Source organism: Agathobaculum ammoniilyticum (assembly GCF_025567315.1).
GTDB lineage: Bacteria > Bacillota > Clostridia > Oscillospirales > Butyricicoccaceae > Agathobaculum > Agathobaculum ammoniilyticum.
Genome location: NZ_JAOQJE010000003.1, coordinates 23715 through 50060 on the forward strand (window position 1 = coordinate 23715; position 26346 = coordinate 50060).

At 59.2% G+C, this 26346-nt stretch carries 26 protein-coding genes; 9 read left to right on the plus strand and 17 right to left on the minus strand.

The features are described from left to right. The first annotated feature begins 116 nt into the window (after window positions 1–116). Window positions 117–791 (plus strand): uracil-DNA glycosylase, encoded by a 675-nt coding sequence (ung, locus tag OCV66_RS04115; protein WP_054326267.1) that lies wholly within the window; start codon window positions 117–119, stop codon window positions 789–791. A 47-nt stretch (window positions 792–838) separates the two neighbouring features. Here ung and OCV66_RS04120 read toward each other — a convergent pair whose 3' ends face one another. From OCV66_RS04120 to OCV66_RS04135, 4 genes are all read right to left on the minus strand, one after another. After that, a complete protein-coding gene (locus OCV66_RS04120) occupies window positions 839–1372 on the minus strand; it encodes a DUF308 domain-containing protein (RefSeq protein WP_054326266.1) in 534 nt (177 codons plus the stop codon). A 20-nt stretch (window positions 1373–1392) separates the two neighbouring features. Next, on the minus strand, window positions 1393–3237 hold the full coding sequence (gene ftsH / locus OCV66_RS04125) for an ATP-dependent zinc metalloprotease FtsH (protein ID WP_107630601.1): 1845 nt from the start codon (window positions 3235–3237) through the stop codon (window positions 1393–1395). Window position 3238: 1 nt separating this feature from the next. Next, the gene (locus OCV66_RS04130; RefSeq protein WP_159068028.1) at window positions 3239–3700 is read right to left on the minus strand and encodes a MarR family winged helix-turn-helix transcriptional regulator; all 462 of its coding nucleotides are present in this window, start codon (window positions 3698–3700) and stop codon (window positions 3239–3241) included. 147 nt (window positions 3701–3847) lie between these two features. Further along, complete coding sequence (locus tag OCV66_RS04135; protein ID WP_107630603.1) at window positions 3848–4189, minus strand: phenylpyruvate tautomerase MIF-related protein; 342 nt, start codon at window positions 4187–4189, stop codon at window positions 3848–3850. Between the two features lie 172 nt (window positions 4190–4361). Between OCV66_RS04135 and OCV66_RS04140 the strand changes: the two genes are divergently transcribed. Then, window positions 4362–5333: an alpha/beta fold hydrolase gene (locus tag OCV66_RS04140; RefSeq protein WP_159068029.1), complete on the plus strand. Its 972-nt coding sequence runs from the start codon at window positions 4362–4364 to the stop codon at window positions 5331–5333. Window positions 5334–5369: 36 nt separating this feature from the next. Here OCV66_RS04140 and OCV66_RS04145 read toward each other — a convergent pair whose 3' ends face one another. The 3 genes from OCV66_RS04145 to rpe form a co-directional block, all read right to left on the minus strand. Continuing rightward, entirely contained in the window at window positions 5370–5984 is a 615-nt protein-coding gene (locus OCV66_RS04145) for an HAD family hydrolase (RefSeq protein WP_054326261.1), read from the minus strand. Next, entirely contained in the window at window positions 5981–6961 is a 981-nt protein-coding gene (locus OCV66_RS04150; RefSeq protein WP_054326260.1) for an ROK family protein, read from the minus strand. The genes OCV66_RS04145 and OCV66_RS04150 overlap by 4 nt, the downstream gene beginning before the upstream one ends. A 135-nt stretch (window positions 6962–7096) precedes the next feature. Then, a complete protein-coding gene (gene rpe / locus OCV66_RS04155; RefSeq protein ID WP_147573823.1) occupies window positions 7097–7780 on the minus strand; it encodes a ribulose-phosphate 3-epimerase in 684 nt (227 codons plus the stop codon). Between the two features lie 371 nt (window positions 7781–8151). Here rpe and OCV66_RS04160 point away from each other — a divergent pair, with 371 nt between their 5' ends. Together OCV66_RS04160 and OCV66_RS04165 are read left to right on the plus strand one after the other, a co-directional pair. Continuing rightward, complete coding sequence (locus OCV66_RS04160; RefSeq protein ID WP_147573824.1) at window positions 8152–11883, plus strand: phosphoribosylformylglycinamidine synthase; 3732 nt, start codon at window positions 8152–8154, stop codon at window positions 11881–11883. 57 nt (window positions 11884–11940) lie between these two features. Next, window positions 11941–12348: an acyl-CoA thioesterase gene (locus OCV66_RS04165; protein WP_054326259.1), complete on the plus strand. Its 408-nt coding sequence runs from the start codon at window positions 11941–11943 to the stop codon at window positions 12346–12348. Between the two features lie 40 nt (window positions 12349–12388). On the opposite strand, the gene OCV66_RS04170 is transcribed toward OCV66_RS04165, so the two are convergent. The 6 genes from OCV66_RS04170 to rpsT all read right to left on the minus strand — a co-directional run bounded on the left by OCV66_RS04170 (window position 12389) and on the right by rpsT (window position 16901). Then, a complete protein-coding gene (locus OCV66_RS04170; protein WP_054326258.1) occupies window positions 12389–13207 on the minus strand; it encodes a MerR family transcriptional regulator in 819 nt (272 codons plus the stop codon). A 129-nt stretch (window positions 13208–13336) separates the two neighbouring features. Continuing rightward, a complete protein-coding gene (locus OCV66_RS04175; RefSeq protein WP_054326257.1) occupies window positions 13337–14434 on the minus strand; it encodes an S-layer homology domain-containing protein in 1098 nt (365 codons plus the stop codon). 143 nt (window positions 14435–14577) lie between these two features. Next, entirely contained in the window at window positions 14578–15489 is a 912-nt protein-coding gene (locus OCV66_RS04180; RefSeq protein ID WP_054326256.1) for a CPBP family intramembrane glutamic endopeptidase, read from the minus strand. Further along, window positions 15486–16142 (minus strand): SdpI family protein, encoded by a 657-nt coding sequence (locus tag OCV66_RS04185; RefSeq protein WP_107630611.1) that lies wholly within the window; start codon window positions 16140–16142, stop codon window positions 15486–15488. The genes OCV66_RS04180 and OCV66_RS04185 overlap by 4 nt, the downstream gene beginning before the upstream one ends. Next, window positions 16126–16410, minus strand: a complete 285-nt coding sequence (locus OCV66_RS04190; RefSeq protein WP_107630612.1) for an autorepressor SdpR family transcription factor — start codon at window positions 16408–16410, stop codon at window positions 16126–16128. The genes OCV66_RS04185 and OCV66_RS04190 overlap by 17 nt, the downstream gene beginning before the upstream one ends. A gap of 227 nt (window positions 16411–16637) precedes the next feature. Beyond that, the gene (gene rpsT, locus OCV66_RS04195; RefSeq protein ID WP_054326254.1) at window positions 16638–16901 is read right to left on the minus strand and encodes a 30S ribosomal protein S20; all 264 of its coding nucleotides are present in this window, start codon (window positions 16899–16901) and stop codon (window positions 16638–16640) included. A 213-nt stretch (window positions 16902–17114) separates the two neighbouring features. Between rpsT and gpr the strand changes: the two genes are divergently transcribed. From gpr to OCV66_RS04220, 5 genes are all read left to right on the plus strand, one after another. Beyond that, window positions 17115–18002, plus strand: a complete 888-nt coding sequence (gpr, locus tag OCV66_RS04200) for a GPR endopeptidase (RefSeq protein WP_054326253.1) — start codon at window positions 17115–17117, stop codon at window positions 18000–18002. A gap of 76 nt (window positions 18003–18078) precedes the next feature. After that, window positions 18079–19140, plus strand: a complete 1062-nt coding sequence (gene spoIIP / locus OCV66_RS04205; RefSeq protein ID WP_054326252.1) for a stage II sporulation protein P — start codon at window positions 18079–18081, stop codon at window positions 19138–19140. Between the two features lie 46 nt (window positions 19141–19186). Then, window positions 19187–20644 carry a spore germination protein gene (locus tag OCV66_RS04210; RefSeq protein ID WP_107630614.1) on the plus strand — a complete coding sequence of 486 codons (1458 nt, stop codon included), beginning with the start codon at window positions 19187–19189 and terminating at the stop codon, window positions 20642–20644. After that, a complete protein-coding gene (locus OCV66_RS04215; RefSeq protein ID WP_054326249.1) occupies window positions 20641–21279 on the plus strand; it encodes a Ger(x)C family spore germination protein in 639 nt (212 codons plus the stop codon). Before OCV66_RS04210 ends, OCV66_RS04215 begins: the two co-directional genes overlap by 4 nt. Further along, window positions 21272–22123 (plus strand): hypothetical protein, encoded by an 852-nt coding sequence (locus OCV66_RS04220; protein WP_054326248.1) that lies wholly within the window; start codon window positions 21272–21274, stop codon window positions 22121–22123. The genes OCV66_RS04215 and OCV66_RS04220 overlap by 8 nt, the downstream gene beginning before the upstream one ends. A gap of 47 nt (window positions 22124–22170) precedes the next feature. Here OCV66_RS04220 and OCV66_RS04225 read toward each other — a convergent pair whose 3' ends face one another. The 4 genes from OCV66_RS04225 to OCV66_RS04240 all read right to left on the minus strand — a co-directional run bounded on the left by OCV66_RS04225 (window position 22171) and on the right by OCV66_RS04240 (window position 26238). Further along, window positions 22171–23250: a PepSY domain-containing protein gene (locus OCV66_RS04225; protein ID WP_054326247.1), complete on the minus strand. Its 1080-nt coding sequence runs from the start codon at window positions 23248–23250 to the stop codon at window positions 22171–22173. A 29-nt stretch (window positions 23251–23279) separates the two neighbouring features. Then, window positions 23280–24101 carry a PepSY domain-containing protein gene (locus OCV66_RS04230; RefSeq protein ID WP_147573826.1) on the minus strand — a complete coding sequence of 274 codons (822 nt, stop codon included), beginning with the start codon at window positions 24099–24101 and terminating at the stop codon, window positions 23280–23282. An 89-nt stretch (window positions 24102–24190) separates the two neighbouring features. Continuing rightward, complete coding sequence (locus tag OCV66_RS04235) at window positions 24191–25567, minus strand: sensor histidine kinase (RefSeq protein ID WP_054326245.1); 1377 nt, start codon at window positions 25565–25567, stop codon at window positions 24191–24193. Beyond that, window positions 25564–26238 carry a response regulator transcription factor gene (locus tag OCV66_RS04240; RefSeq protein WP_054326244.1) on the minus strand — a complete coding sequence of 225 codons (675 nt, stop codon included), beginning with the start codon at window positions 26236–26238 and terminating at the stop codon, window positions 25564–25566. Before OCV66_RS04240 ends, OCV66_RS04235 begins: the two co-directional genes overlap by 4 nt. Window positions 26239–26346: the final 108 nt, after the last annotated feature.

Here is a 26346-nt window from a genome sequence, read left to right on the forward strand (position 1 = left end):
ATCTGTATTATTCGTTCCAATACACTTGGAGTATAGCAAATCTTTTTCCCCTTGTCAATCGCTTTTTTGCGCGATGTATGCTATACTGGTTGCAAACACTGTTCAGGAGGCCGCACATGGTACATTTGGGAAACGACTGGGATACGCTGCTTGCCGGCGAATTCCAGCAGGAATATTATAAGAAAATACGCTACTGGCTCAAGAAAGAATATGCCGAGCAGACAGTCTATCCCCCTATGGAGGATATTTTTAACGCCCTGCGCTACACGCCCTATCACGAGGTAAAGGCTGTTATTCTGGGGCAGGACCCTTACCACGGCCCAGGGCAGGCGCACGGCCTCTGTTTTTCCGTCCAGCCGGGCGTACAGCCGCCGCCGAGCCTGCTGAACATTTTTCAGGAACTACAGAGCGATCTCGGCATCACGCCTCCGGCGGGCGGCACGCTGACCAAATGGGCCGAGCGCGGCGTGCTGCTGCTCAACACCACCCTGACCGTACGGCGCGGACAGGCCAACAGCCATAGGAACATCGGTTGGACAACCTTTACCGATCACGTCATCCAGAAGCTTAACGAGCATGAACGGCCGGTTGTATTCCTGCTCTGGGGCGGCAACGCGCGCAGCAAAAAGAGCCTGATTACCGCGCCGCAGCATCTGGTGCTCGAATGCGCGCACCCGTCGCCGCTGTCGGCGTTTAACGGTTTTTTGGGCTGCCGGCATTTTTCCAAATGCAATGCTTTCCTGGAAAGGAACGGCGTCGAGCCGATCGACTGGGATCTGAACCACGATTGACGGTGAAAAAAGAGCCTGCTCAGCCGAGCAGGCTCTTTTTTCACCCCTTACCGATGCAGGGAGGAAGCAAACAGGCCGCGCATCACCGCCATCAGTCCCTGCGCCATCAAAACAACCGCTACCACTGCGGATATCGCGATTGCAGCAATATCCGGCTTGAAAAAGGTCGCCAGGCCGAAAATCAGTATGACCAGGCCGATCGCCAGCGGCGCGCCCCAGAACAACATGCCCGCCCGGCGATAGATCGCCGCGCCGACGCATTTGATCACACCGGACAGGATCGCCCATCCGGCCAGCGCATAGGGCAGCAGTTCCGCCGCCAGCCAGCTGTTGCAGACGAACAGGAGGCCGAGCAGCAGGTCGATGATCCCGTCCGCCAAAAACCATCCCGAAGCGATATACGCCCGATGCCGCGCCAGATACACCACTAGGTCGGACGCACCCGACACTAGCATGGCCGCCCCCAGCAGCCACGCGATCGACACCAGCGCCGCATCTGGATGGATCAGGAAATACAGCCCCATAATCACCAGAAACATGCCCACTAGAAACCAGATACCACGTCCAAACCAATCTTTCATTGCAGCCCCTCCTTAGTCCTTTATTCCTGTTTCTTTTCCAGCATCCCCATAAATTCCTCTCCTGTGATGGTTTCCTTTTCCAGCAGGAAATGCGCCAGCCGGTGCAGCGACTCCATATTTTCCTGCAAAATGCCGATCGCTTTCTCATGCGCCGCCTTAACGGTCGCCACGACCTCCTGATCGATGTGCGCCGCAGTTTCCGCTGAGCAGGCCAGCGAAGCGTCGCTCGACAAATACTGGTTCGTCACGGTTTCCAACGCAACCATATCGAATTTGCGGCTCATGCCATACCGGGCGATCATCGCGCGCGTCAGTTTGGTCGCCTGCTCAATATCATTGGAGGCGCCTGTCGTGACCGAACCGAAGACCAGCTCCTCGGCCGAACGGCCGCCGGTAAGCGTCGTCACCTTGTTCAGCAGTTCCTCCCTGCTCATCAGATAATGCTCGCCCTCGTCCACCTGCATGGTATAACCCAGCGCGCCCGAGGTGCGCGGCACGATCGTGATTTTGGTAACCGGCGCCGAATTGCTCTGCTTGGCCGCGACCAGCGCGTGACCGATCTCGTGGTATGCAACAATCTCCTTTTCCTTGGGACTGAGCACCGCGTTTTTGCGCTGCGCACCCGCGATAACCGTCTCCACGCTTTCCTCCAGATCGGGCTGCTCGACCGCGTTCCGCCCCAGCCGGACCGCCCGCAGCGCCGCCTCGTTGATGATGTTTGCCAAGTCCGCGCCGGACGCGCCCGAGGTTGCCCGCGCGATCGCATTGAAATCGATATGACCGGACATATGCACGTCCTTAGCGTGGACCTTCAAAATCGCAATACGTCCCTGCAGGTCGGGCAGTTCGACAGGGATGCGGCGGTCAAACCGGCCTGGGCGCAGCAGCGCGGGGTCGAGCGATTCCGGCCGGTTGGTCGCGGCCAGGATCACAACGCCCTTGGTCCCGTCAAAACCGTCCATTTCGGTCAAAAGCTGGTTGAGCGTCTGTTCACGCTCGTCGTTGCCGCCAAAGCCCGCGCCATCGCGCTTTTTACCGATGGTATCAATCTCGTCAATGAATACGATGCAGGGCGCTTTCTCGCTCGCCTGCTTGAACAGGTCGCGCACCTTGGCCGCGCCCATGCCGACAAACATCTCGACAAACTCCGAGCCGGAGATCGAGAAGAACGGTACATGCGCCTCACCCGCGACCGCCTTGGCAAGCAGCGTTTTACCGGTACCCGGCGGGCCGACGAGCAACGCGCCCTTGGGCAGCTTGGCACCGATCGACGCATACTTTCCCGGGTTGTGGAGGAAGTCTACAATCTCCCGCAGGGCCTCCTTCGCCTCGTCCTGTCCGGCGACGTCCGCAAAGGTCTTGCCGGTTTCGGTTTCGGCATAGATCTTGGCGTTGGATTTGCCGAAGCTCATGGCGTTCCCGCCCATACTCTTCATCATTTTTTTGCTGAGCCACTGGCCGACCACCAAGATAATGACGATTGGGATCGCATAGCCAAGCAGCAGGCTCAGCAACGGCGAGGCCTGTGTCGGGATCTCGGAAGCAAATTTTACGCTGTCTGCGTCCAGCAGGCGCTCGACCAAATCCTGATCCGGAAAGATGCCGGTTTTATAGACCGCAGCCTTCCCGTCCTCGTTTTTACCTTCAAATACGATCTGCTCCTCCTGCTTGTCGTAGGCAACCGTTTCCACCCGTCCATCGTCCACCATGGACAGGAATTCATCATAGCCGACTTCGGTCACCTGCCGCTGCGCCAGCATTGGGAACAGCAGCCAATTGAGCAACATGAGCACGACCAATGTGACCGCGTAATAAAAAATAAGCGGTTTTTTCGGCGTTTTGGAACCATTTGCAGGTCCAACCATATCATTTCACCTTTCTTTCCCGTTGTTCCAGCAGCGCGTCCAGATTGCGCTGCATTTTCTTCATAATCCGATGCACGGTCAGCAATTCCTCGTCCGAGATACCCTGCCGCAGCTGCCGTGCAACCTCCCAACAGCTTTTCTGCAGCTGCGCCGCCGCTGCGGCGCCTTCCCCGCACAGGCGGAGATGCACGACGCGGCGGTCGCTTTCATCCCGCTCGCAGGCAAGGAAGCCGCGCCGGTGCAGCCCATCCACGCTGCGCGCGACCAGCGCCTTGGAAATGCCGCGGGACTGCGCGATGTCGGTTGCGGTATCCTGCTCCGGCGCATAGTGGCACAGGAACAGCAGCACCGCGGTTTCGTTCGGCGAAAGCTGGTATCCAGCGGCCGCATCCTGAAGGCAGCTTCGGTACAGCTTTTCCAGCTTGGCCGTATCCTTCAAAAAATCGTCTTCCCAGTGGAGCATTCCACGGCCTCCCTTCCGAATGCTTCCATTATCTCTATGGTACTTCAATTTGTTAACAGCATCAACCATTTATTTGTAAACAATTTGCAAAATCAAAACGGCCGTCCCCACAGCGCAGGGAGCGGCCGTTCCGCACACCGAAAAGCCTTATTTCATGCTACCCAGAGTACCCCAGTTGGCAAATTCCCCATAGGAAAGGTAAATGCCATCCTGCGGCAGGCCGGTCGTCTGCTGCACCGCGGTGAACGCGGCCTCAGTAAAGGCTTTCTTGTTTTCAAACTCGGTAGAGCCGTAGCAGCGCACATCCAGGAACGCCAACTCCCGTTTTCCCCCCGCAAAATACATGCTGTGTCCATCCGAAATATCAACCATCAGCTTTGCCTCGGTCTTGCCCGGGATCACGCTGATTTTGCGGCCCAACTCGCTTTTGAGCGCGTCTTTTTGCTCTTCGGAAAGGATTTTGGACGTAGAAATACCAATATAAGGCATAATAAGCACCCCGTTTTCAACTGTTTCTTTTATTATAGCATCCTGCCGCCCCTGTGACAAGCAAACAAATTTATAAACGCTTTGTTAATTTTGCTCAAATTCTATGCACACACGGCCTGTTTTGTGGTATGATATTGGCAGTAACTCTACCCGCCGAACGGATGTGTGCTATATGAATATCAAGTGTACCCAAAATATTTATAAAAGCGCGAACGGTGTGTCCAATGTCACATACTATATCCTGACGCCGGAACAGTCCGAGCTGCGCGGTATCGTGCAGTTGTCCCACGGCATGTGCGAATATTTTTCGCGTTATACCGCTTTTGCAAAATATCTGTGCGGTCTCGGCTTTATCGTCTGCGGGAACGACCATATCGGCCACGGCGCTTCGGTTTCCCGCGATGCCGACCTCGGCTTTTTTTCCGTACGGGACGGCTGGAAGTACCTTGTTGAAGACGTCAAGCAGCTCACCGACCTGATGCAGCACCGATACCCGAACCTGCCCTACTTTATCTTGGGGCATTCCATGGGGTCTTTGATCGTGCGCCTGTACCTGACCGAGTACGGCGACCGCTTATCCGGCTGTATCCTGACCGGCACGGCCGGCCCGCAGCCGGCGGCGATCAGCGCCGCGCACCTTGCCGACTCGATCGCACGCAGCCGCGGCGTGACCTACCGCAGCGGCTTCCTATCCACCATCACGTTTCGGGGCTATAACCGCCGGATCAAGAACCCGCACTCGATCTTCGACTGGATCAGCCGTGACAGGGATGTGGTTTCCCTTTACCAGTCGGATGAAAAATGCAATTTTATCTTCACTGCAACCGGCTTTCGCGACCTGTACACTCTGGTCATCAAGGCCAACGCGAACAGCACGTTCCGCCGGACGCCAAACACGCTTCCGCTCCTGTTTCTGTCCGGAGATAAGGATCCTGTCGGAAAATATGGAGAGGGCGTGCGGCGGGTCGTCAACCTGTATCGCGGCGCGGGTCTGAAAAACATCGAGGTGATTTTCTATAAGGATGCGCGGCACGATATCTTCAACGAGCTTGACCGGCTGCAGGCGTTCGGCGATATTTCCCGCTGGCTGGAAGCGCAGCTCAGCGCACAGGCTGAAGCGAGGGACGAACAGGCAGTCAACTGACAAAGCAAAACACCGGCAAAAAGCCGGTGTTTTTTGTTACAGCAGGAGGAGCTCAGACGGATGCGTCAGCCGCATATCAGCCTGCAGCGCATCCGGCGTTTCACTGCCCCACATGGCCAGACCGCTTTTGACCCCCGCCGCCGCGGCACACTGCATATCGTAGGCACTGTCCCCAATGTAAACGGCCTGCTCCGCCGAACCGCCCAGGCGGCGGATGCATTCCACCAGCCCGTCCGGCGCGGGTTTCGGATGCTCGATATCGTCCGCGCAGACGATCGCGTCAAAATAGTGGTTCAGCCCCAAAGGGGTAAACCCGTACCCCAACTGCAGCCTAGTGCGCGAGGTCACGATCCCGCAACGCTTCCCCGCGGCGTGCAGCGCCTCGAGCACGGGGATGATCCCCTCGTAAACCTCCACCTCATGCAGGCGGTCGCGCGACAGCGTCTCCCAGCGCGCCATGACCGGCTCTATCCTTTCCGCCGGGATAGCCAGCTTTTCCAGGGACTTTCGTCCCGGCATGCCGAACGAAAAGCGCAGCTCCTCCAACGAGTAGTGGTATCCGAACTCCCGCAGCGCCTGTTGAAAGGATTGCTGGTCAACCGCTGCCGTATCGATCAGGGTCCCGTCAATATCAAAAACAAAACAGTTCATAGGCGTTCCTCCACCAATCCGAGTGCAAGCGCGCACAGTCCAGCCTCATAATCCTGTGTGAATTCCCGCGAAAGCTCGATTACCGGCAGCGCCTGCGGCGGCAGCGTCTGCGCACAGGCGTTGCGGATACGCTCCACCTTGCCGGAAATCAGCGGGTCGTCGTACAGCACCACGCGGTCCGGATTGAGCAGCGCGGCATACGCCCGAATCACCTGCATATAGTACGCCACCATATCCGCTCCCGCAAAATGGCTTTTGGCATATTCCAAATTGTTTTTGATCGGTAGATAATGCAGCTCCCCGGCAAACCCATTCGCGCCATGAAACGCCTTTCCGCCGATCGCGGCGCCCGCGCCGATGCCCGACCGCCCCAGATAAACGCATACCAATGCTTTGGGCGCCTGCTTTCTCCGGCAGCAGCAGCCGATCGACACCAGATACATATCCCGTTCGACCGCCACGGGCAGGCCGAAGCTATGTTCCAGATGCGCCTGCAAGCTCACGCCCCGCAGCTCCGGATGGCCGACCGAGCTGGCCGCCACGCCATTCTGCAGCGGGCCGTCATAGCCCATTGCAGCAGCCGCAAGCTGCGGGTAACGCGCTTTCACACGCATCGCCAGCGTGTCTATATCGTGCAGGATACCGTTTGTGCTTTCGGCCTCCTCCTGCTCCAGACGTGTTCCATTCAAATCGCACACAAACCAGCTGAGCCGCCGCCCCTCCAGCCGCAGGCACAGGCACAGGCGGTATGCCGGATCCAGCGCATACTGCTTCGCGCACCGCCCGCCGGTGGAGGCCGCCGTTCCGGTTTCCTTCGCCTCTCCCGCTTCCACCAGATCGTCTACGATGCGGCTGACTGTCGGAAAGCTGAGGCCGGTCCGGCGCGCCAGCTCGTTCTTGCTGTGCTCGCCGCCCCCGCGCATAGCCTCTCGGATCAACGTCATATTGACCTGCTTGAGACGTCCGGCATCCGCCATTTACCTCCCCTCCTTTTTATCTTACTTTTTAATACTTTTTTAATTTCTGTTTTGAGTATACCCCGATCCGTCCTTTTTGTCAACAAAAAAATACGGGCGGAGTAAAATCCGCCCGTATTTTCCGGCTCCGCCGGATTATTTCGTCCAAGCTGCTTTGGCTGCCCCCTCTGCAAAGGCCTGATGGAAGCCCTTGACGTTTGCCGCAATATCGCCGCCAAACACGGCCGAGCCGGCAACGATCACATCCGCGCCCGCTGCTACAATATCCACGGTATTGTTCAGCTTCGCGCCGCCGTCGATCTCCAGTTCACAGGGATAGCCGTGCTTCTGGATTTCCGCGCGCACCGTGCGGATCTTGTCCATGCATTCCGGAATGAAGCCCTGGCCGCCGAATCCCGGCTCCACCGTCATAATCAGCACCATATCACAGTATGGCAGCAGCGGGAACAACACGTCCGCCGGCGTACCCGGCTTGATCGTGCAGGAAGCCTTGACGCCCGCCGCCTTGATTTTTTTGAGCTGCTCCAGTGTATCCCCGTTGGATTCGTAGTGTACGGTGATGATATCCGAACCGGCCTTGATAAAATCATCCAGATACCGGTCCGGATCGCTGATCATCAGATGTACGTCAAGCACCTTGTCGGTCGCCTTGCGCAGCGCCTTGACAACAGGCGCGCCGATCGTGATGTTTGGAACAAAATGCCCGTCCATGACATCGACATGCACATATTCCGCGCCCGCGTCGGTGGCAATTTTGATATCGCGTGCAAGATTTGCGAAATCAGCGGACAAAATAGACGGTGAGAGCTTGATTTCCATTGGTTTTTCCTCCTGTAACCGCGCGGGAAAGCGCGGCATAATTTGATACCAGGCGCGGCCGCGCCTCCCCTTTTCAGCGCTGCGGCCCGTCTTTTTGAATACGGGAGCGGCGGGATTCCGCCGCTCCCCCTTTGATTTTATTATACCGCATCCGGCGGGTTTTACAAGACCTGATACGCGCGAGTTTCAAAGAAAACCGGAAAGCAAATTCATCGCTATTTATCCGGTTGGGATTTGTCCGCGCAGCAAGGATATACAGAGAAAACCCTGAATTCCTCCGGAATTTGTCGCCCTCACCGATTGATTTATACGGGTAAAACAGGTAAAATAGATAGTATCTTGTTAAGAATAAAAAGAGAGGACACGATACCATGAGCGTCAATCGTTGTTATTCCGAAAAAAAGCCCGGCTTCGACGTTGAGGCGCGCAGCCTGTTCGCCAGCCTGCACGACCTGCTGGAGATCAAAGGGCTGACCCACGTCCGTTATCTCTGCCGCTACGATACCGAGGGCCTCGCCCCCGAAGCCTATGAAAAAGCCAAGGGCATCGTCTTTTCCGAGCCGATGGCGGACGTGTGCTACGACGAGGGCTTCCCCCGTCCGGCGGGCGCTCATACCGTGCTTGCGGTCGAGCCGCTGCCCGGCCAGTTCGATCAGCGCGCGGATTCGTGCGCGCAGTGCATCCAGCTCCTGACCGGCGGCGAGCGGCCGGCGGTCTCCGCGGCAAAAATCTATGTATTTGAAGGCGCACTGACCGACGCGGACATGGATAAGATCCGCGGCTACCTCATCAACCCGGTCGAGGCGCGCGAGGCTTCGATGGACAAGCCCGCGACCCTTAGGGTCGAATATGCGATCCCGACCACGGTCGCCTCGGTCGTCGGCTTTATCCATATGGACGAGGCCGCGCTCTCCGACCTGCTGGCGAACATGGGGCTTGCCATGGACTTGGACGACCTCAAGTTCCTGCAAGCCTACTTCCGCGACGAGGAAAAGCGCGACCCGACCATCACCGAGGTGCGCATGGTGGACACCTACTGGTCCGACCACTGCCGTCACACCACGTTCCTGACCGAGATTGACGGCGTGAAGATTGACGACCCGATGGTGCAGGACGCATTCGACCGGTATCTCAGGGCGCGCGTCGAGGTCTACGGCGAGGAGAAGGCAGCAAAGCGTCCGGTCACCCTGATGGACATTGCCACCGCAGGCGCAAAGGTACTCAAAAAGCGCGGCTACCTCAAGAATCTCGATGAGTCAGAGGAGATCAACGCCTGCTCGATCAAGGTCAAGGCGCTGGTGGACGGCCGCTATGAGGACTGGCTGCTGATGTTCAAAAACGAGACCCACAACCACCCGACCGAGATCGAGCCGTTCGGCGGCGCGGCGACCTGCCTCGGCGGCGCGATCCGCGACCCGCTCTCCGGCCGTTCCTATGTTTATCAGGCCATGCGCGTGACCGGCGCGGGCGACCCGACGGTGCCGCTCTCCGAAACACTCGAGCACAAGCTGCCGCAGCGCAAACTGTGCCAAACCGCGGCGGCGGGCTATTCGTCCTACGGCAACCAGATCGGCCTGGCTACCGGCCTGGTGCATGAGATCTATCACCCGGGTTATGTAGCCAAGCGTATGGAGATCGGCGCGGTTGTCGGCGCGGCCCCGCTGGAAAACGTCATCCGCGAGGTACCCGAGGCCGGCGATATCGTCATCCTGCTCGGCGGCAAGACCGGCCGAGACGGCTGCGGTGGCGCCACCGGCTCCTCCAAAAAGCACACCGAGGAATCGCTTGAAACTTGCGGCGCGGAGGTGCAGAAAGGCAACCCGCCGGAAGAGCGCAAGATCCAGCGCCTGTTCCGAAACGGCGAGGTCACCCGCATGATCCGCCGCTGCAACGACTTCGGCGCGGGCGGCGTGTCTGTCGCGATCGGCGAACTGGCGGACGGTCTGGACATCAATCTGGATGCTGTACCCAAGAAATATGACGGGCTGGACGGTACCGAGCTGGCGATTTCCGAATCGCAGGAGCGTATGGCGGTCGTCGTGCGTGCGAAAGACGCGGATGCGTTCATCGCCGCCGCCGCAAGGGAAAACATCGAAGCGGTCGCCGTGGCGACGGTCACAGACAAAAACCGCCTGTGCATGACTTGGAACGGAAACACCATTGTCGATATTTCCCGCGGCTTCCTAAACACCAACGGCTGCGCCAAGCATGTGACCGCCGAGGTCGCCGCCCTGCCTGTGCCGTCCATCGCGTGTGTACCGGAGGGCCAGACCGAAAAGGAAAAGCTGTTAAACCACGCTTCCACCCTCGGTATCTGCCTGGAACGCGGCCTTGTCGAGCGGTTTGACGGTTCGATCGGCGCAAACTCGGTGTTCATGCCGTTTGGCGGCAAGTACCAGCTCACCCCGGCGCAGGTCATGGCCGCGACCATGCCCGCGCTCTCCGGCCAGTGCGAAACTGCCTCCGTGATGGCGTTCGGCTTCGACCCCTACTACACCGAGCGCAACCCTTTCCTCGGCGCGTCGGCGGCGGTGATCGAGTCGGTCGCCAAGCTGGTGGCGGCGGGCTGTGACTTTGAGACCGCCTACCTCACTTTCCAAGAATATTTTGAGCGGCTGGGCAAGGATCCCAAGCGCTTCGGCAAGCCGCTTTCCGCGCTGCTCGGCGCATACAACGCGCAGGAGGAGCTGTGCCTCGGTGCAATCGGTGGCAAGGACTCCATGAGCGGTTCGTTCGACGATATGGACGTGCCGCCGACGCTGGTTTCCTTTGCGATCGCCCCGCAGGACGCGTCCCGCCTGATCTCGCCCGAATTCAAGGCTGCGGGCCACCCCGTCTACTTCTTTGACGCGCCGTATTTCCAGGACGGCTCGCCCGATTACCAGACCATGAAGCACGTCTGGAACGAGGTCGCGAACCTTATCGCCGCCGGCAAGGCGGTATCCGCATGGGCTCTGTCCGTGGGCGGCATCGCCGAGGGCGTGGGCAAGATGGCGCTCGGCAACCAGATCGGCTTTGCGTTTGATGAGTCATTCCCCACCGAAGCGCTGTATCTCAAGAACTTCGGCGGCATCCTGATCGAAGCGGCGGAGGACCTACCCGCTTACTGGCTGGTCGGCCGCACGACGGACGACGGCGCGGTCACAGTCGCGGGCGAACGCGTGCCGCTGGACGAGTTGACCGCGGCGTTCGAAAGCCGCCTGGAGAGCGTGTTCCCGACCCGCGCGGACGCGGCGGACGAGCATCTGGCCAAGGTATCCTGGACCGAGCGCAGCTGCAAGGCCCCGACAGTCAAAACCGCCAAGCCCCTTGCCGTTATTCCGGTGTTCCCCGGCACGAACTGCGAATATGACACCGCGCGCGCGGTTGAAAACGCGGGCGGCGCGGCCGAGATCGTTGTGGTGCGTAACTTCTCTGCGGATGCGCTGCACCAGTCCGCCGAGCAGCTTGAGCAGGCTGTCCGCCGCGCGCAGATGGTCATTCTTCCGGGCGGCTTCTCCGGCGGCGACGAGCCGGATGGCTCGGGTAAGTTTATCGCCTCGTTCCTGCGCAACCCCGCCATCAAGGATAGCATCCACGAGCTGTTGCAAAAGCGCGACGGCCTGATGCTCGGCATCTGCAACGGCTTCCAAGCGCTCATTAAGCTCGGCCTTGTCCCCTACGGCGAGATCCGCGACGAAATGACCGGCGACGACCCGACGCTGACCTTCAACCTGATCGGCCGCCACCAAAGCTGCTATGTCACCACGCGCGTGGCCTCGGTCAAGAGCCCGTGGCTGTCTGCCTGCGCGGTGGGCGACCTGCATTCGATCGCGGTGTCGCACGGTGAGGGCCGCTTTGTTGCCCCGCAGCATGTGATTGACAGCCTTGCGCAGAACGGGCAGATCGCGTTCCAGTACACCGACCTGACGGGCGAGCCTTCCATGGACATCGCTTGGAACCCGAACGGCTCGCTATGCGCGATCGAGGGCATCACCAGTCCGGACGGCCGCGTGCTCGGCAAGATGGGCCACACCGAGCGTTACAGCCCGTTCGTCGGCAGAAATATCTACGGCGAAAAGTACCAGCCGATCTTTGCGGGCGGCGTGCAATACTTCAAGTGATAGCAACCGGAAAAGCGCCCCGCAAGGGGCGCTTTATTCCCAAAAGGAGCGTTTTCCATGACCCCCTATGAACACAAGGTCCAATATTACGAGACGGACGGTATGGGTATCGTCCATCACTCCAACTATATCCGCTGGTTCGAGGAAGCCCGCGTCGACCTGCTCGAACAGCTCGGTTACGGATACGACCGCATCGAGGCCGAGGGCTTCGGCAGTCCGGTGCTCGAGGTCTGCTGCAAATACAAAACCATGGCGCATTTCGGAGATATGGTGTCAATCTCCGCGCATATCATCGAATACAACGGCGTCCGTATGGCGCTGCGGTATGAGGTGCGCGACGCGCAGACCGGCGAGTTGCGCTGCGAGGGAGAAAGCCGGCACTGCTTTATGGGGCGCGAGGGGCGTCCCGTCTCGCTGAAGCGAAGCTGGCCCGCGCTCGACCGGGTATTTGCCGCACAGTTATAAGAAGCAAGCAGCCGCACCTACCGGTACGGCTGCTTTTCTTTTATGCCCCCTTTTTGCGGACCGGATAGCACACCTCGGTCACCAGTTCATCCGGATTTTGCGTTTCGTTCGGGCCGACATGATAGATCGAGAACGACAGCCCATCAAACACATATCCATTGTCCCGTACCCATGCCGCAACCGCGGCGTTCACCTCGCTGATCTTTTCGTAGCTTCCCGTGTAAACGGCGGAAGCCATGAAAACCGGCGGCACTGTCTTGAATTTGACATGCTCCGTATCCTGATACCTGCCCTTGACCGAATACTGTATCTCCACGTCCACATCGCGGTCCCGATATTCCGTATCATGGTATATGCCCACCGCGCAGCACGGGCCGTCCGGCTGCAGCCCCAGCGCGGCGGTTTCTTTCATCAGCGTATGCCACAGCCGTCCCTCATAGCTGTACGCCGGCAGGATATCCCGCACGCTCGCGACATATCTTGCGGGCAAGGTTTTACACGTCACTTCGTATTTCATATTGCATTCATCCTTTCCCAATCGATGCAGCGCGCTTTCCAGCCGTAGAAGCTGGCTGTTTGCCCGCTCCCGTTCCTCAAGCAGCTCTTTTCTCCGCTGGCGGAGCGCGCGCTCCAGCGTCCGCTCCCCACCCCGTATGATTTCTCCGATCAGAGCCACACCAAACCCTATATCGCGCAGCGCCGCGATTCGCGCCGCTTCCACAAGCTGGCACTCCTCATAGTAGCGGTATCCGGATGTTTCATCGATATACGCGGGACAGAGCAGGCCGTTCTCATCATAATACCGCAGCATGCGAATACTGATGCGGGAAAGGCCGGAAAACTCGCCGATTTTTAGCATGGTTATTCTCCTTTCACAGATATCCGTGTCTTTTCTTGAGCTCACGGCCAGTATAGCCCCTTACACCGTGTCAGAGTCAAGCCCTTGAACAAAAAAAGATCCACCGGATTTTTCCGATGGATCTGTTGTTTACGGGCGGGTATAATAAATGACGGTCACTTCTCCGTTTACGATCGAAGGATAGCAGTAGTTATAAATGCTGCCCGTACTGACCGGCGATTTTATCTGATGATAAGGCTGCGACACATCAATTGCCACGCAGCTCGCAGCGACCGGATAAGCGGTAGTCCCCGCTGCCTCTCCGGCCTGATGATTCAGTACAAGCTGGCCGGCAGTATAAACACCCGTTCGGTCGATCGGCTGGTTTTCCTCCAGCGTAATATACATCACGCCATTTTCCTGCCGCAGCTTGGAATAGCGCATCAGCTCGCCATAATGGACGGTCGGGTCATAATTCTCAATCACCACGTCGCAGTAGCTCTGCGCGCCGATGCAGACGTTGACAATATCGCCGCGGGCTTGATAGGCTGCGCCGCCGCCCTGCTCGCGCAAATGGGTGGCGCGATACAGCATGACCGCCATCTCCGCGCGCGTGACGTTCATCTTGGGGTTCAGCCTGCCATCCGAGCCGCCGATCACCTTTGCAGCCACCAGCGCACTGACGGAATCCGCTGCATACACGGCAACCTGGCCGGCATCCGAAAAGCCCGAGAGCGTTCCAGCACTCAGGTCGAGCTGGGTGCGGTCGATCGTGCGCTTGAGAAATACCATCGCGTCCTCGCGCGTCATGGGCCGGCTGGGCAGGAAGCGGTTATCCGCTGTCCCGTTCGCCACGCCAAAGGCCTTGGCCGCTGTCACCGCCTTGCTGTAATAGGCATCCTGCGGCACATCGGCAAAGCTTCCCTGAGGCGCGATCGCACCGCTGTCCAACGCCTCGCTCATGCCGTACGCCCGATCCAGCATAACGATGAAATCCGCGCGTGTGATAGAGTTGCCCGGATAGAACAGATGGTTCCCGCCGCCCTTGACAACGCCGTTCATTGCCAGCGTATCGATCTCGCGGTGAGCCCATGCGTAGCCCTCTGCAACATCATAAAAATAAACCGAGTGATCGGGCAAATACGCATAGGTCTTTGTGTTGTCCGTCGCGAACGCCGCAGTCAGCACGCTCACCGCAACGACGGCAACAAGCAGCAGCAACGCTGCCAGCTTACGCGTTCTTGTCATAATCTTCTCCTTGCTGTAAGGTTGAAAACATGGGTTGTATTCACCACCCATGCAAACTTACTGCAAGATTATAACACATTGCTCCCCACTTGACAAGTTATAACTTGACTAAAAATGTCACATCTGCCTTTGCTACCAACTTTTCACGCACCATTTCCCGCTATTTTCCCTGTATTTTCCCCAGATGGACGACATTTTACAGTCAGCCAGGCCGCCGCGGCAAGGAGCAGCGGCACTCCGCCCACCAGTCCAGCCACCGTGGGGCCCAGCAGGCGACTTCCAGCCTCGGCCGAGGGCAGGAACATCATCGGCGCCGAAATCACTGCATTCAATCCGCCATGCGCCAGTGCGGCGGGCCAAATGCTGCCACAGCGTTCTGTCAGCGCATGCAGCAGCGTGCCGACGGCCGTACAGAACACACACATCATGACGACCCCCATCCACGGAAATCCCGCATAACCCAGGCCATAATTGTGGCCGCGCACCGTCATCGGCGCATGCCACACGCCCCAGATAACACCGCCGAGCAGGCAGGCCGGCACTGGAGTCAGGCGGCGCCGCAGCGCTGGATAGAGCAGCCCGCGCCAGCCAAGCTCTTCTCCCGCGCCGGCGGCCACGTTGAGAAACGGCCCCATAAAAACCGCCACCACGATCTGCAATGCTGCCATGCCGCGAATCTGGCCATTCGAATAAGCCTGCGCCGCCGCACCGCTAAACGCGCGCATATATCCCATTGAGGGATCAAACTGGCTGCGGAACAAGCCAAAATACAAAATGCCTCCCAGCAGCACCGCCAGCGCGGGCGCGAACCAGGCCGTCAGATACCAGCGCCCGTTCCCTTGAAAGCGCGGGTGCAGCGGCAGGTCCAGTCCTCCCTCGCTTCGGGTTACTATCCATACCGCCAGCACGCCTGCGGATGGGCCGAACATTCCCAGCCCTGCCGCAGCCAGCTCCGCAACAGGCATCCCCATCACAACCGGTCCGCTGATGCCAATGCTCCAAAACGTCCATGTCAGCCCGAAGGTCGTGACCAAGTAAATCAGGATGCGTTTCATGCCCGCCCCCTTTGCTCCGCGCGGAACCACAGGTAGCTCAGCACGGTCGGCACCAACGCCGCCAGCAGCAGCGGCCCGAACAGCAGCGCGATCCGCGCCGTATTATTGGGTATAAACGCGCCCAGCAGACCGACCACGCCTGCCGCGAAAAACATGCGGCCGCCAATGCGGTGTGTGCGTGTCCATACCGCTTCACTGGACAATGTCCACGGATTTTTGATGCCGCAGTACCAATTCATGCGGATTTTGGGCATCATATTCCCCACATACACCATGACCAAGCTGACCACCAAACATACCGCCATCGCCACATTGACCGTACCCGGGCGCAGTCCCTCAACCACACAGATGCCGTTCATAATAATCAGGAACAGCATCATCATGAGCTGGAAGCCGATATAGGACCCGAAAAACTTATTATAATTGCGTCTCTTCGGGTCGAGCGCCGGCATACCATAGAACAGCGCCGCTAGCAGCGGCGACAGGCCCGCAACCAGCCACAGGTGCCACTTCGGCTCATAGCCCACCTCGCCGCCGAAATCCCAGCTCATTGGGATCCGCGCCGGTAGCCTGCTGTATACCGCCGCGGCCAGTACCAGCGGCACCAGCGCCAATATCCAGACAAAAATTTGGGCTTTACCGATTTTTTTCATGCTTATCTCCACCTTTCAATGCCGTGACCCATTCCAGGATCTCGTCGACCACAGACATGTTGAGTTCATAGTAGATGTACTTTCCCTGCTTATCGTCCAGCACCAGCCCCGCGTCACGCAGAATCGACAAATGGTGCGAAACCGTCGCTCCGGAAACCTGAAAATGGGCCGCGATATCACCCGCCGCCATCGGACCCGCGCGCAGCAGCGCGAGGATATCCCGCCGGATCGGGTCGCTGAGCGCCTTAAAACTTTTTTGGAACCCCATTCCCGCACACCTCTTTCCGGCGCATAGCCGCGCCTGCATTTTATTTAGATAATTATCTAAATAAAAGATACTATCCCTTCTTCAAGATGTCAAGCATTATTTTGATATTTTTCTAAATGATTGTCCGCAAGGCTATTTCCCGGCAATCATAACCACCGGCTTAGCAGGTGGTTCTCGCTTACAATAAAAAATCCCAAGGCAAAAGCCTTGGGATTTTGGAAGGCAGGTTACGCCATGCCGTTGAGCTTAACGGTCATCTTGCTCTTTTTGTTGGCCGCGTTGTTCTTATGCAGGAGGTGCTTGGCAGCCGCCTGATCAACCGCCTTGACAGCAGTCGTATAAGCAACAGTCGCTTCCGCCTTATCGCCAGCAGCAACGGCCGTATCGAACTTCTTCAGCGTGGTCTTGAGCGCGCTCTTCGCCATCTGGTTGTTCATCGCCTTGACAGCGTTCACCTTGACGCGCTTCTTTGCAGACTTGATGTTGGGCATTCCGAAAACACCTCCTTTTTTCTCTATTCGTCAGTAGTTCTATTCTACCATCAGTTTTTTCAAATTGCAAGCATTTTTTCCTCTTTTTCGAATTTTAATTCTCCCACCCGCTTTCCCTCACTGACAGCGGCGCCCCGACGCCGCCCTTTCTTCCCGCGCGCCCTGTATAAAACCGGCCGCCTCTCGCAAACTACAAAAAAAGGAGGGAGCGACATGTCTTTTCGCACAGACCTTGCGGTCGAGGCGATCGAAAACATGGATCAGGCCGCTGATCACCAGCAGGTCAGGCAAACCGAACGTACGCTGGAGGGCTTTTCCGTCAATGAGGTAGAGATCCGCACCGATCATGCGGCACGGGAGATCGGCAAGCCGCGCGGCCGGTACCTGACGCTGGAGTTAGACGCGCTGATCCGCCGTGAGGAGGACGCATTCCCCCGCGCCTGCCGCGCACTGAGTACGCTGCTGCGCGAGCTGCTTCCCTCCCAAGCTCCGGACGGCCCCGTTCTGGTCGCCGGACTCGGCAACCGCATGATCACGCCGGACGCGATCGGCCCGCAGGCGGCCGACCATGTGATCGCCACACGACATCTGGTCGAACAGGTACCCGATGTGTTTTCTTCCTGGCGTCCGGTTTCCGCGCTGGCGCCCGGTGTCCTGGGACAAACCGGCGTTGAGACGGGCGAGGTGGTTTGCGGCGTACTCGACCGTATCCGCCCCTCGGCCGTGCTCGCTATCGACGCGCTAGCGGCCGGACGCCTCTCACGCCTGCTGCGCACGGTTCAGCTTGCGGACACCGGCATCACGCCGGGAGCGGGCGTGGGCAACGCACGCGCCGCGCTGAACGAACAGACGCTCGGCGTGCCGGTCATCGCCATCGGTGTGCCAACCGTCGTGGATGGCGCGACGCTCGCGCACGAGATCGCGGGGCAGCTCGGCGGGCCGACCTGCGAAGCGCTGGAAGACCTTTCCCGTCCCGTGATGATTACCACGCGCGATATCGACCGCGAGGTCGCGGATATCTCCCGTATGATCGGCTACGCGGTCAATATGGCTCTGCACCCGCATCTCACCGTTTCGGATATCGACCTGTATCTGTCCTGAAACAATCGTCACGATTCGGTCATACTCGCACGTTGCCGCGCGTATGATAGAGACAAGACTTAGGGAGGTGGCGGATATGAGAAGACGTAGACACAAACACCAGCGGCGGGGCGGCATACAGCTTTCCGCCGCTGTCGCCCTGTGTCTGGCCGTATCGCTCCTGATGTTCGCCCGCGCGGGCGGCGAGGAGTTGGCGCAGCAGGCACTCGACCGCTTGGCCGGCAACACAGGCTTCATCGCCCGCGCCGTTTCCCTCGAGCTTGGCTTTTTTCCGGAAACCACCGAGGTATTCGCCCCGCGCACCGCGGCTGCGGCACGCGACGAACAGGCATCAGACCCGATTGCGGAAAGCGCCTACATCCCGCTGGAGGAGGAAAACGACGCGCCCGTCCTTCACGCGGCCGATAAAGCGGCCACCGTAACGATCAACAACGAAACCTCTTATAAGGTGGATGTCTCCTCCTGTCTCGCGGCCAACACCTCGATCCGTGACAATGGGGAAGGCCCGCAGGTGTTGATCGTACATACCCATGGCAGCGAAAGCTACACGCCCGACGCGGCTTTCCCCTACACGCCAACCGAAACCGAGCGCACAACCGATACCAAATACAACGTTGTACGCGTCGGCGACGAGCTGCAAAAGGTTCTGGAGGCCAACGGCGTACAGGCGGTGCATATCCGCGATATTTTTGATTCCCCCGCCTATTCCGGCTCTTATGACCGCTCCCTCGCCGCGATAGAGGAGGCGCTGACCGAATACCCTTCTATCCAGATCGTGATCGACGTACACCGCGATTCCATTCTGACAGACGATGGACGCGCCTATAAGACCTCCTGTACGATCGACGGAGAGGAAATGGCGCAGTTGATGTTCGTTGTCGGCACGGACGACGGCGGCCTGAACCATCCGGACTGGCGCGACAATCTCAATTACGTCGCCAGCTTACAATATAAGCTCAACCGCACCTATCCCGGCCTGATGCGGCCGGTCAACCTGCGCACCCAGCGCTTTAACCAGCATGCGCGGCCGGGCTCGATGCTGGTCGAGGTCGGCTCCTCCGGCAATACGATGCCCGAAGCGCTTGCGGCGATCCGCCTGTTTGGCAAAACGCTGGCCGAGGACCTCACCGGTGCATAAGCTTTCGCGGTTTGGTGCAAAATACCCCTGGCAAAGGGGTGAAGCTATGGATAAAATAACGTTTTCCACCGATCTTGAAACCAACATCCGCCTGATGCAGGCGATTTTCCAGGGAGATAATACCTTTGTGGTCCGGCGTGCCGTAGGTCACAAGGGGCTTTCCTGCGCTGTGTTCTTCTTCGACGGCATGGTCAACTCCATCGCCATCAACCAGAGCGTGATCCGTCCGATCGTTTGCTCGGACTGCAAGCGCGTCTCCGCCGACGAGCTTTCCCAAACCATCCTCCAAATAAACGACAGCCGCGTGGAGACCGACGCCAGCAAACTGTTCGCCTCCTTCCTCTATGGCGACTCGGTCGTGTTCACCGAGGGGGACGCGCGGCCAGTCGTGGTCAATACCAAGGGTTTTTCCGTCCGGTCCGCCTCCGAGCCGGAAAACGAGCGGGTGCTTTCCGGCCCGCGCGAGGGCTTTACCGAGTGCTTCATGCCCAACCTTGCGCTGATCCGCCGCCGGCTGAACGATAAGCGCCTGAAATTCACCTTCCTGCGCGCGGGCAGGCGCACCAATACGGTCGTCTGTCTCTGCTATCTGTCCGGCGTGTGCGAGCAAAAGCTGGTCGCGCACCTGCGCCGCAAGCTGGAAGAGCTTGATATCGACAGCGTGCTGGATGCCAACTACCTGGCCGAGCGCATTCGGGACCACCGCTGGTCTCCTTTCCCGACGCTGGGTACGACCGAGCGGCCGGATGTCGTGGCCGCCCGCCTGCTGGAAGGGCGCTGCGCGCTCGTGGTGGATGGCAGCCCTGTGGTACTGACCGCACCGTTCCTGTTTCAGGAATGCTTTCAGTCCAATGACGACTACTATATCAGCTTTCTACAGGCCAACCTCTCACGGGTACTGCGCGTCCTGGGTTTTTTCTTTACGATCGCCTTTCCCGCGGTCTATGTCGCGCTGATGCTGTACCATCGGGAGCTGGTACCCGCCCGCCTGCTGTTCGCGGTTTCGGCCGCGCAGCGCGGCGTGCCGTTGCCGATCGGCTGGGAGACCCTGCTGCTGTTGCTGGTGCTGGAAGCGCTCAAGGAGGCCGGCGCGCGCACCCCCGGCGCCATGGGGCAGACCATGAGCATCGTCGGCGGTCTCGTACTCGGACAAGCCGCCGTATCCGCCCGTTTCGCCGCCGCCCCCACCGTCATTGTTGTCGCTATCGCGGGCGTGACCGGATTGATGGTCCCCAAGCTGCAGGCCGCTGCGCTCTGGCTACGCTTTGCCCTGTTGGCCGCGGCGGCCGCCTACGGCCTGTACGGCGTGGGGCTTGCGCTTGCGCTCATTCTTGCCTGGCTCTGCCGCATGCACTCCTGCTCCATCCCGTATCTGCTCAATCTGGTCCCACGTATCCGTTCCGAACAGGAGGACGCCTGGCTCCGCTCCCCCTGGTTCTTTATGCGGTATGATCGTTTTCCGGTCAAACGAAGCCGAAAATCTGCAAAGGGGGACAATCCTTGAAAACCGTTCGAAACTTGCTTTTTCCCTTGCTTTTGCTGCTGCTGTGCGGCTGTTCGCGCGAGGTATCGCCCGTATCGGCTCTGGCGCTCGACCGGATCGACGCGGGCTACCGCCTCACCGCCGAGGTCGTCCGGCAGGACAGCCTGGACGACGCCGCGGCGCCCGCCTATCTTTCCGTTACCGGCCACGACCTGCCTGAACTGGTGCGCAATCTCCGCAACATTCTGCCGGGCGAGCTGTATCTCAGCCATGCGCAGGTGCTTCTGATTTCAGAAGACGTGGCCTCGGAAAGCATCCTGCCTTTGGCGGACTATCTTTGCGAGGACAACAACGTCCGCCTTTCCCTGCGCGTTGCAGTCGTTCGCGGCGGCGCGGCGGATGTGCTGCTGGAAAACGACGACGAGGTCTACGCTCTCAGCGAAATGCTGGACCAGGCCGCGCGCTCCGGCACACTACCCGACATGCCGCTTTACCGCGCCACCGAGGTGCTGCACGCCAACGGCACCGCGATCCTACCCGCGCTGTATCTGGATGAATTCGGCCAGACCGCCCCCGCAGGCACGGCGGTTTTTTCTGAGGAGCGCCTTTCCTGCTTCCTGGATGGCGGCGAGATCGGAGGCGGCGCAGATGCGTGAGCGGCTGTTTCCCCGCTGGGGCGCGGCGCTGTTCGCGCTGCTGCCGCTCAGCGAACTTCTTTATCTGCCGGTCGATGGCCAGACCATGTATGCCGCCGCGTTAGCCAGCCTGGTCTGCGCACTGCTCTGTGCCGGCGGGGCGCGCATCGCGCCATTTTGGTGCCGGTACCGTATATTGCAGTGGGCGCTCGCGCTGTTCGCGCTCTGGCCGCTGACCCAGTCCCTCGCGCGCATGGGGCTTTTCCTGCGGAACACCGTGTTTCCGGCCCGCCCGCTTTGGAGCCTTATTCTGCTTCTTACCGTGTGTACGCTCCTGACCGCCACGACCGGTTTGAACCGGTGCGCCATGTGGGCGCTGCCGGTGGCGTGGGCTGCGGGCGCGGTGCTGGCGCTGTCTGGCATCCTCACGCTCGGCGAGCTTCGTATCAGCTATTGGGAGGCGCCCGCCGCCCCGCTGCTCGGGCAGGCCGGCGCAATCCTCCGTGCCCTGCTGCCTGCAGCGCTAGCGCTTTCTCTTGCGCTTCCGGACGGGCTGGCCGGTGCTGCCTCCCGCGGACTGAGCGCAGGCGGCACGCTGCTCGCGCTGCTTTCCCTGCGCGCCCTCCTGCTGCTCGGCCCGCATACCGCCGCGCTGCTGCCCTACCCCAATTTTTCCGCGGCCGGCTTGGCCGCGATCGGCGATTTTGCACGGCATGGCGAGGTGTTTTTCGCCGTTCCCCTGCTGCTATGCGAGCTGGGACGCTGCGCGGCTCTGGCCTGTGTGCTACTTCTGCCGGTCACGCACTCTTACGGCGTCCTCCGGCTCGGCCAAGAGGCCGACCGCCCGGCGCACCGGCAGCAATAGATAAAAAGGCAGGGAGACTGATACGTCTCCCTGCCTTTTACCGCTCCTTAATCGTAGATGGATTCCACATCCCATTCGACAATCGAGCCGGTGTTCGCATCGATCGTAAACTCGTACTCCATCTGGTTGTAAATGATCGTTCCCTCGTACTCCCAGCGGCCATCGTCAAAATCCAGCTTGAACTTGTAGATATTGGATGCGCTCGCGCCGGGTACACGGTTCAGCGCGGTCTGCTTGGCGGTGGACTCGCTGATTGATACGCCTGCGCTGGAATTCCCGCTGCCGGAAGGCTGATAGCCCTCCGCATCATAGTCATAGCTGATAATCTTGCCGGTCGAGGCATCGATCTCATAATCGTATTCCAGATAACCGCTGCCGGACCGGACGATGAATTCGACATCGTAAACCCAGCGGCCATCGTCAAAATCCTGATAGGCCTTGACAAAGGTGACCTGCGATGCCGTTTTGCCCGCATGGTCAAGCGCGGTCTGTTTGGCCTGCTCCAGCGTTACCGAGCCGGTAGGCTGCGTGGGATTTACGGGGTTGGTCGGCTTTGTGGGGTTAGAGGTATCAAAATCCGTCACGCTGCCATCCGCCGAACCGCCGGAAAGGAATACCGTTTCCGTTGCTTCATTCCAGGAAACCGTTTTCCCCATGATCTCGCCAATCGCGCGGATGGGCAGATAGATAGAACCATTATACAGCGCGGGATCGACCTGTTTGCCATTCACATCATAGAATGTGCGCTTAACCCCATCGATCACAATGGTATAGCACGGCTCCATGCGCAGAGATATCTCCTGCTCCCTCGCATTCCGGTCCGGCGTGCCGGTGGCATCCGGTGTGACGCGCGTGCCGCCGATCGTCGCCGTGCTGGTCGCTTCATCCCAGTTTACATTTTTGTCCATCAGTTCGCCGATCGAACGGATCGGCACATAGGTGGTGCCTGCATAGCTGATCGGGTGGACCTCTTTGCCCTGCGCGTTATAGAATATGCGCTCCACACCGTCGATTTTGACCGTGATATCCGGACTCAGCTCCGCAGACACTGTGTAAGAGCCGTTTGCTGCGCTGGCAGCACCGCAGAGCAGCGCGGCAAGCGTCATCGTGCAGATCAGTTTTTTCATTGTATTGTCCTCCTTTTATTTTTGTTGGTTTAATCAAAAATCGACTCCGCATCCCATTCCTGGATAGCGCCGCTGTAAGCGTCGATTTCAAATTCATATTCCATCCCCTGGTACACGATCTTGCCTTCATAAAGCAGGCGGCCGTCATCATGGTCCAGCTTCAGGCGGATATCCTTTTCCGTCGCCCCCGGCACCTTGGCCAGCGCGATGTCGCGAATCTCTTGCTCGCTTTTCGTCTCTCCGGTCACGCCCTGCTGCCCCGGCCGGTAGTTTTCCGCGTCGTAATCGTAGCTGCGGATGCTTCCGGTTGCGGCTTCGATCTCATAGTCATACTCGGTATTGGTTGACGCAACGTAGAATTCCACCTCATAGACCGCGACGCCATCCTCATAATCCGGCTTTACCCACAAAAACGACGTATCGCTTTCCGCGACGCCGGCGTGGTCGAGCGCAATCTGCTTGGCTTGGTTTTCATCCACCTGCCCCGCGGCAGCGGCCTGCTGACCTGCCGTTGCGGTCTGCTGGCCCGTACCCGTGGTCTGCTGCGCCGAAGCCGCGCTGCTCAATTCAATGACCGTACCCGTCATCGCGTCAATCGCATAGTGGTACTCCCTTCCATTTGCGGTAAAGTCAACCTGATAATAGGAAAGCCCGTTCTTTTCGCCCAAGTTGGCGCCGGAAAAGCTCGCGTTCGCGGTATCGACCTGCGCGTCCGCTGCCGCCATGTTTTTCGCCGCGTCCGCGCCGATATAGTTCATATGAGCGGCGCTTCTTTGCGCGGGCTGCGCACAGCCGGCCAAAGTTGCGGCCAGCACCAGCGAGGCAGTCATAATGGCAAGCTGTTTTTTCATCCTGCTCACACCTTTCGTTTAAGTTCATATACAGCATACCAGCCCAACATTAAAAGAACATTAAAAAAGTGAATTTTTCTGAAAATTTTTCAGCTGGACGTTCCGTCCGCTTCCGGACGGCTCTCCGCAGGAAATCGGAGAGTAAAGCAGCTCCCCTGTCCGGATGCGCTTTCCACCGTGACCGTTCCGCTGTGCAGGGCGGCGATCTGGCGCACCATGGTCAACCCCAGTCCGGTTCCCCCTTCGCTACCGCGCGAAGCGTCCACCTGGTAAAACCGCTGCCATATCTTCTCCTGCTGTTCCTGAGCGATACCGATGCCATCGTCCCGCACAGCGAGCAGAATATCCTTCCTTTCCCTGCGCAGCGTGACCCAGATATGGCCGCCCTGCTTACCGTACCGCGCGGCATTATCGATCAGGTTTTGCAGCAGACGGCTGATCAGCGTGACATCGAAGCAGGCTTCGACCTCCGGCTGGATATCAGCCTGCAGGGTAATATCCTTGGGAAACTCGGGCTGCTCCGTGCAAACGACTTCCACCAGGCTGCTCAGATCCGCCTGCTCAAAGCAGGCGCGCTGCGTCCCCTGCTCCAGGCGGGTCATCTGCAGAAGCTGGCTGATCAGCACGGACATTTTGCCGGCCTGCCGTTCGATCACCTCGATCGCCTGCGCGTACTGCGCGGGGTCCTCCGCGTGCTTGCGGGCATAGTCGCACTGAGCGAGGATGACCGCAGTCGGCGTGCGCAGTTCATGCGAGGCATCCGAGGTAAACTGCTTCTCGGATTCAAAGGAAGCCTCCAAGCGGGCGAACATATTGTCGAACGCCTGTCCCAGACGGCTGATCTCATCTCGCCCGGGCGGCAGCCCAATGCGGCGCGACAAGTCGCGCCCCTCGCCGATCGCCTCCGCCGCTTGGATGATGCGCCCGATTGGCCGGAAGGTCGAGCGCGCGAGCAGATACGCCCCCAGCCCGCTCACCACGACCATCAGCGGCAGGAGCAGCAGCGCGATGCCGACCAGGTCGTCCAGTACATCAGCAATATCGGGCGCGGGCAAGATACCGCGCACCCAGACGCCATCCTGCCATCCGAACGGAAGCCACAGGTCAAGCGCATAATAGCTGTCGTCCACCCCCTGCACCGGTCGGATGGCACCGTTTTCCAACGCCGTCCCCTCTGGAAAAGCCAACGGGAGCTGCCCCGCGAGCAGCGCGCCGCTGTCACTGTATATGACGGTATAAACGCCGTTGTTGGTAAAGGAAAACCCTTCGCTGAATTTTAGGCTACCGTTCTCCCGCGAAATGCCGGACAGGTTGTTCTGCACCGCGCTTGTCAGTTGGTCGTAAGCGTTCTCTGTCACCACCGAGCTGCTGACCGCCACCATGAACCCCAGTACCAGCGTGCTGAGCAGCAGCATGAGCAGCGTGATCCACAGCGTGAGCTTCTGCTTGACGGAAAGATGCTTCACGGCTCCTCCTTTAATATCCAGCCCGCGCCGCGGACCGTATGGAGGAGCTTTTTATCAAACCCTCCGTCGATCTTCTTGCGCAGATAGGTGATATAGACGTCCACCACGTTCGAGCCGCCCGCATAGTCATAATTCCATATATGGTCCTCCAGGCGGGCGCGCGAAATGACCGTCCCCTTATGCTGCATCAGGTATTGCAGGATTGCATATTCCTTGGCAGACAGCCGGATCTCCTTCCCGCCGCGCGTGACCGTGCGGCTGCTGGTATCCACCGTCAGGTCGGCCAGCGTCAGCACGCTGGTTTTCTGCACGCTGTATTTCCGCGTTGCCGCGCGGATTCGGGCGAGCAGCTCGTCAAAATCAAACGGCTTGACCAGATAGTCGTCCGCGCCAAGGTCCAGCCCCTCGATCCGGTCCTGCACACTGTCCCGCGCGGTCAGGAAAATGACCGGCACCGTACTCCCCTGCGCACGCACCGCACGCAGCACGGCATGCCCGTCCTTTTTCGGCATCATGATATCCAGCAGCAGGCAGTCATATTCCGCACCCAGCAGGTTGTCCAGCGCGGCCTCGCCGTCATAGCAGGTATCCACGCTGTAGCCGGCGCGCTCCAGCGTTTGACAGATCAGCCGGTTCAGGTCGCGCTCGTCCTCCGCAACTAAAATACGCATTGCCGCCCCTCCTTATCGTTTCGGCTGAATCTATTATAGTATATTTCTTCCTTTTTTCAAGCCTCCGCCCCACAAAAAAGCAGGATGCTTCCGCATCCCGCTCCCCTT

Bases quoted from the DNA above. Each gene is read 5' to 3' on its own strand.
- ftsH (WP_107630601.1), bottom strand. From the start codon at position 3,237: ATGGTTGGACCTGCAAATGGTTCCAAAACGCCGAAAAAACCGCTTATT.
- OCV66_RS04230 (WP_147573826.1), bottom strand. From the start codon at position 24,101: ATGAAAAAACAGCTTGCCATTATGACTGCCTCGCTGGTGCTGGCCGCA.
- OCV66_RS04145 (WP_054326261.1), bottom strand. From the start codon at position 5,984: ATGAACTGTTTTGTTTTTGATATTGACGGGACCCTGATCGATACGGCA.
- rpsT (WP_054326254.1), bottom strand. From the start codon at position 16,901: ATGCCCAACATCAAGTCTGCAAAGAAGCGCGTCAAGGTGAACGCTGTC.
- spoIIP (WP_054326252.1), top strand. From the start codon at position 18,079: ATGAGAAGACGTAGACACAAACACCAGCGGCGGGGCGGCATACAGCTT.
- OCV66_RS04225 (WP_054326247.1), bottom strand. From the start codon at position 23,250: ATGAAAAAACTGATCTGCACGATGACGCTTGCCGCGCTGCTCTGCGGT.
- OCV66_RS04170 (WP_054326258.1), bottom strand. From the start codon at position 13,207: ATGCTAAAAATCGGCGAGTTTTCCGGCCTTTCCCGCATCAGTATTCGC.
- ung (WP_054326267.1), top strand. From the start codon at position 117: ATGGTACATTTGGGAAACGACTGGGATACGCTGCTTGCCGGCGAATTC.
- rpe (WP_147573823.1), bottom strand. From the start codon at position 7,780: ATGGAAATCAAGCTCTCACCGTCTATTTTGTCCGCTGATTTCGCAAAT.
- OCV66_RS04160 (WP_147573824.1), top strand. From the start codon at position 8,152: ATGAGCGTCAATCGTTGTTATTCCGAAAAAAAGCCCGGCTTCGACGTT.
- OCV66_RS04165 (WP_054326259.1), top strand. From the start codon at position 11,941: ATGACCCCCTATGAACACAAGGTCCAATATTACGAGACGGACGGTATG.
- OCV66_RS04240 (WP_054326244.1), bottom strand. From the start codon at position 26,238: ATGCGTATTTTAGTTGCGGAGGACGAGCGCGACCTGAACCGGCTGATC.
- OCV66_RS04150 (WP_054326260.1), bottom strand. From the start codon at position 6,961: ATGGCGGATGCCGGACGTCTCAAGCAGGTCAATATGACGTTGATCCGA.
- OCV66_RS04175 (WP_054326257.1), bottom strand. From the start codon at position 14,434: ATGACAAGAACGCGTAAGCTGGCAGCGTTGCTGCTGCTTGTTGCCGTC.
- OCV66_RS04140 (WP_159068029.1), top strand. From the start codon at position 4,362: ATGAATATCAAGTGTACCCAAAATATTTATAAAAGCGCGAACGGTGTG.
- OCV66_RS04190 (WP_107630612.1), bottom strand. From the start codon at position 16,410: ATGGGGTTCCAAAAAAGTTTTAAGGCGCTCAGCGACCCGATCCGGCGG.
- OCV66_RS04130 (WP_159068028.1), bottom strand. From the start codon at position 3,700: ATGCTCCACTGGGAAGACGATTTTTTGAAGGATACGGCCAAGCTGGAA.
- OCV66_RS04180 (WP_054326256.1), bottom strand. From the start codon at position 15,489: ATGAAACGCATCCTGATTTACTTGGTCACGACCTTCGGGCTGACATGG.
- OCV66_RS04220 (WP_054326248.1), top strand. From the start codon at position 21,272: ATGCGTGAGCGGCTGTTTCCCCGCTGGGGCGCGGCGCTGTTCGCGCTG.
- OCV66_RS04185 (WP_107630611.1), bottom strand. From the start codon at position 16,142: ATGAAAAAAATCGGTAAAGCCCAAATTTTTGTCTGGATATTGGCGCTG.
- OCV66_RS04210 (WP_107630614.1), top strand. From the start codon at position 19,187: ATGGATAAAATAACGTTTTCCACCGATCTTGAAACCAACATCCGCCTG.
- OCV66_RS04135 (WP_107630603.1), bottom strand. From the start codon at position 4,189: ATGCCTTATATTGGTATTTCTACGTCCAAAATCCTTTCCGAAGAGCAA.
- OCV66_RS04120 (WP_054326266.1), bottom strand. From the start codon at position 1,372: ATGAAAGATTGGTTTGGACGTGGTATCTGGTTTCTAGTGGGCATGTTT.
- gpr (WP_054326253.1), top strand. From the start codon at position 17,115: ATGTCTTTTCGCACAGACCTTGCGGTCGAGGCGATCGAAAACATGGAT.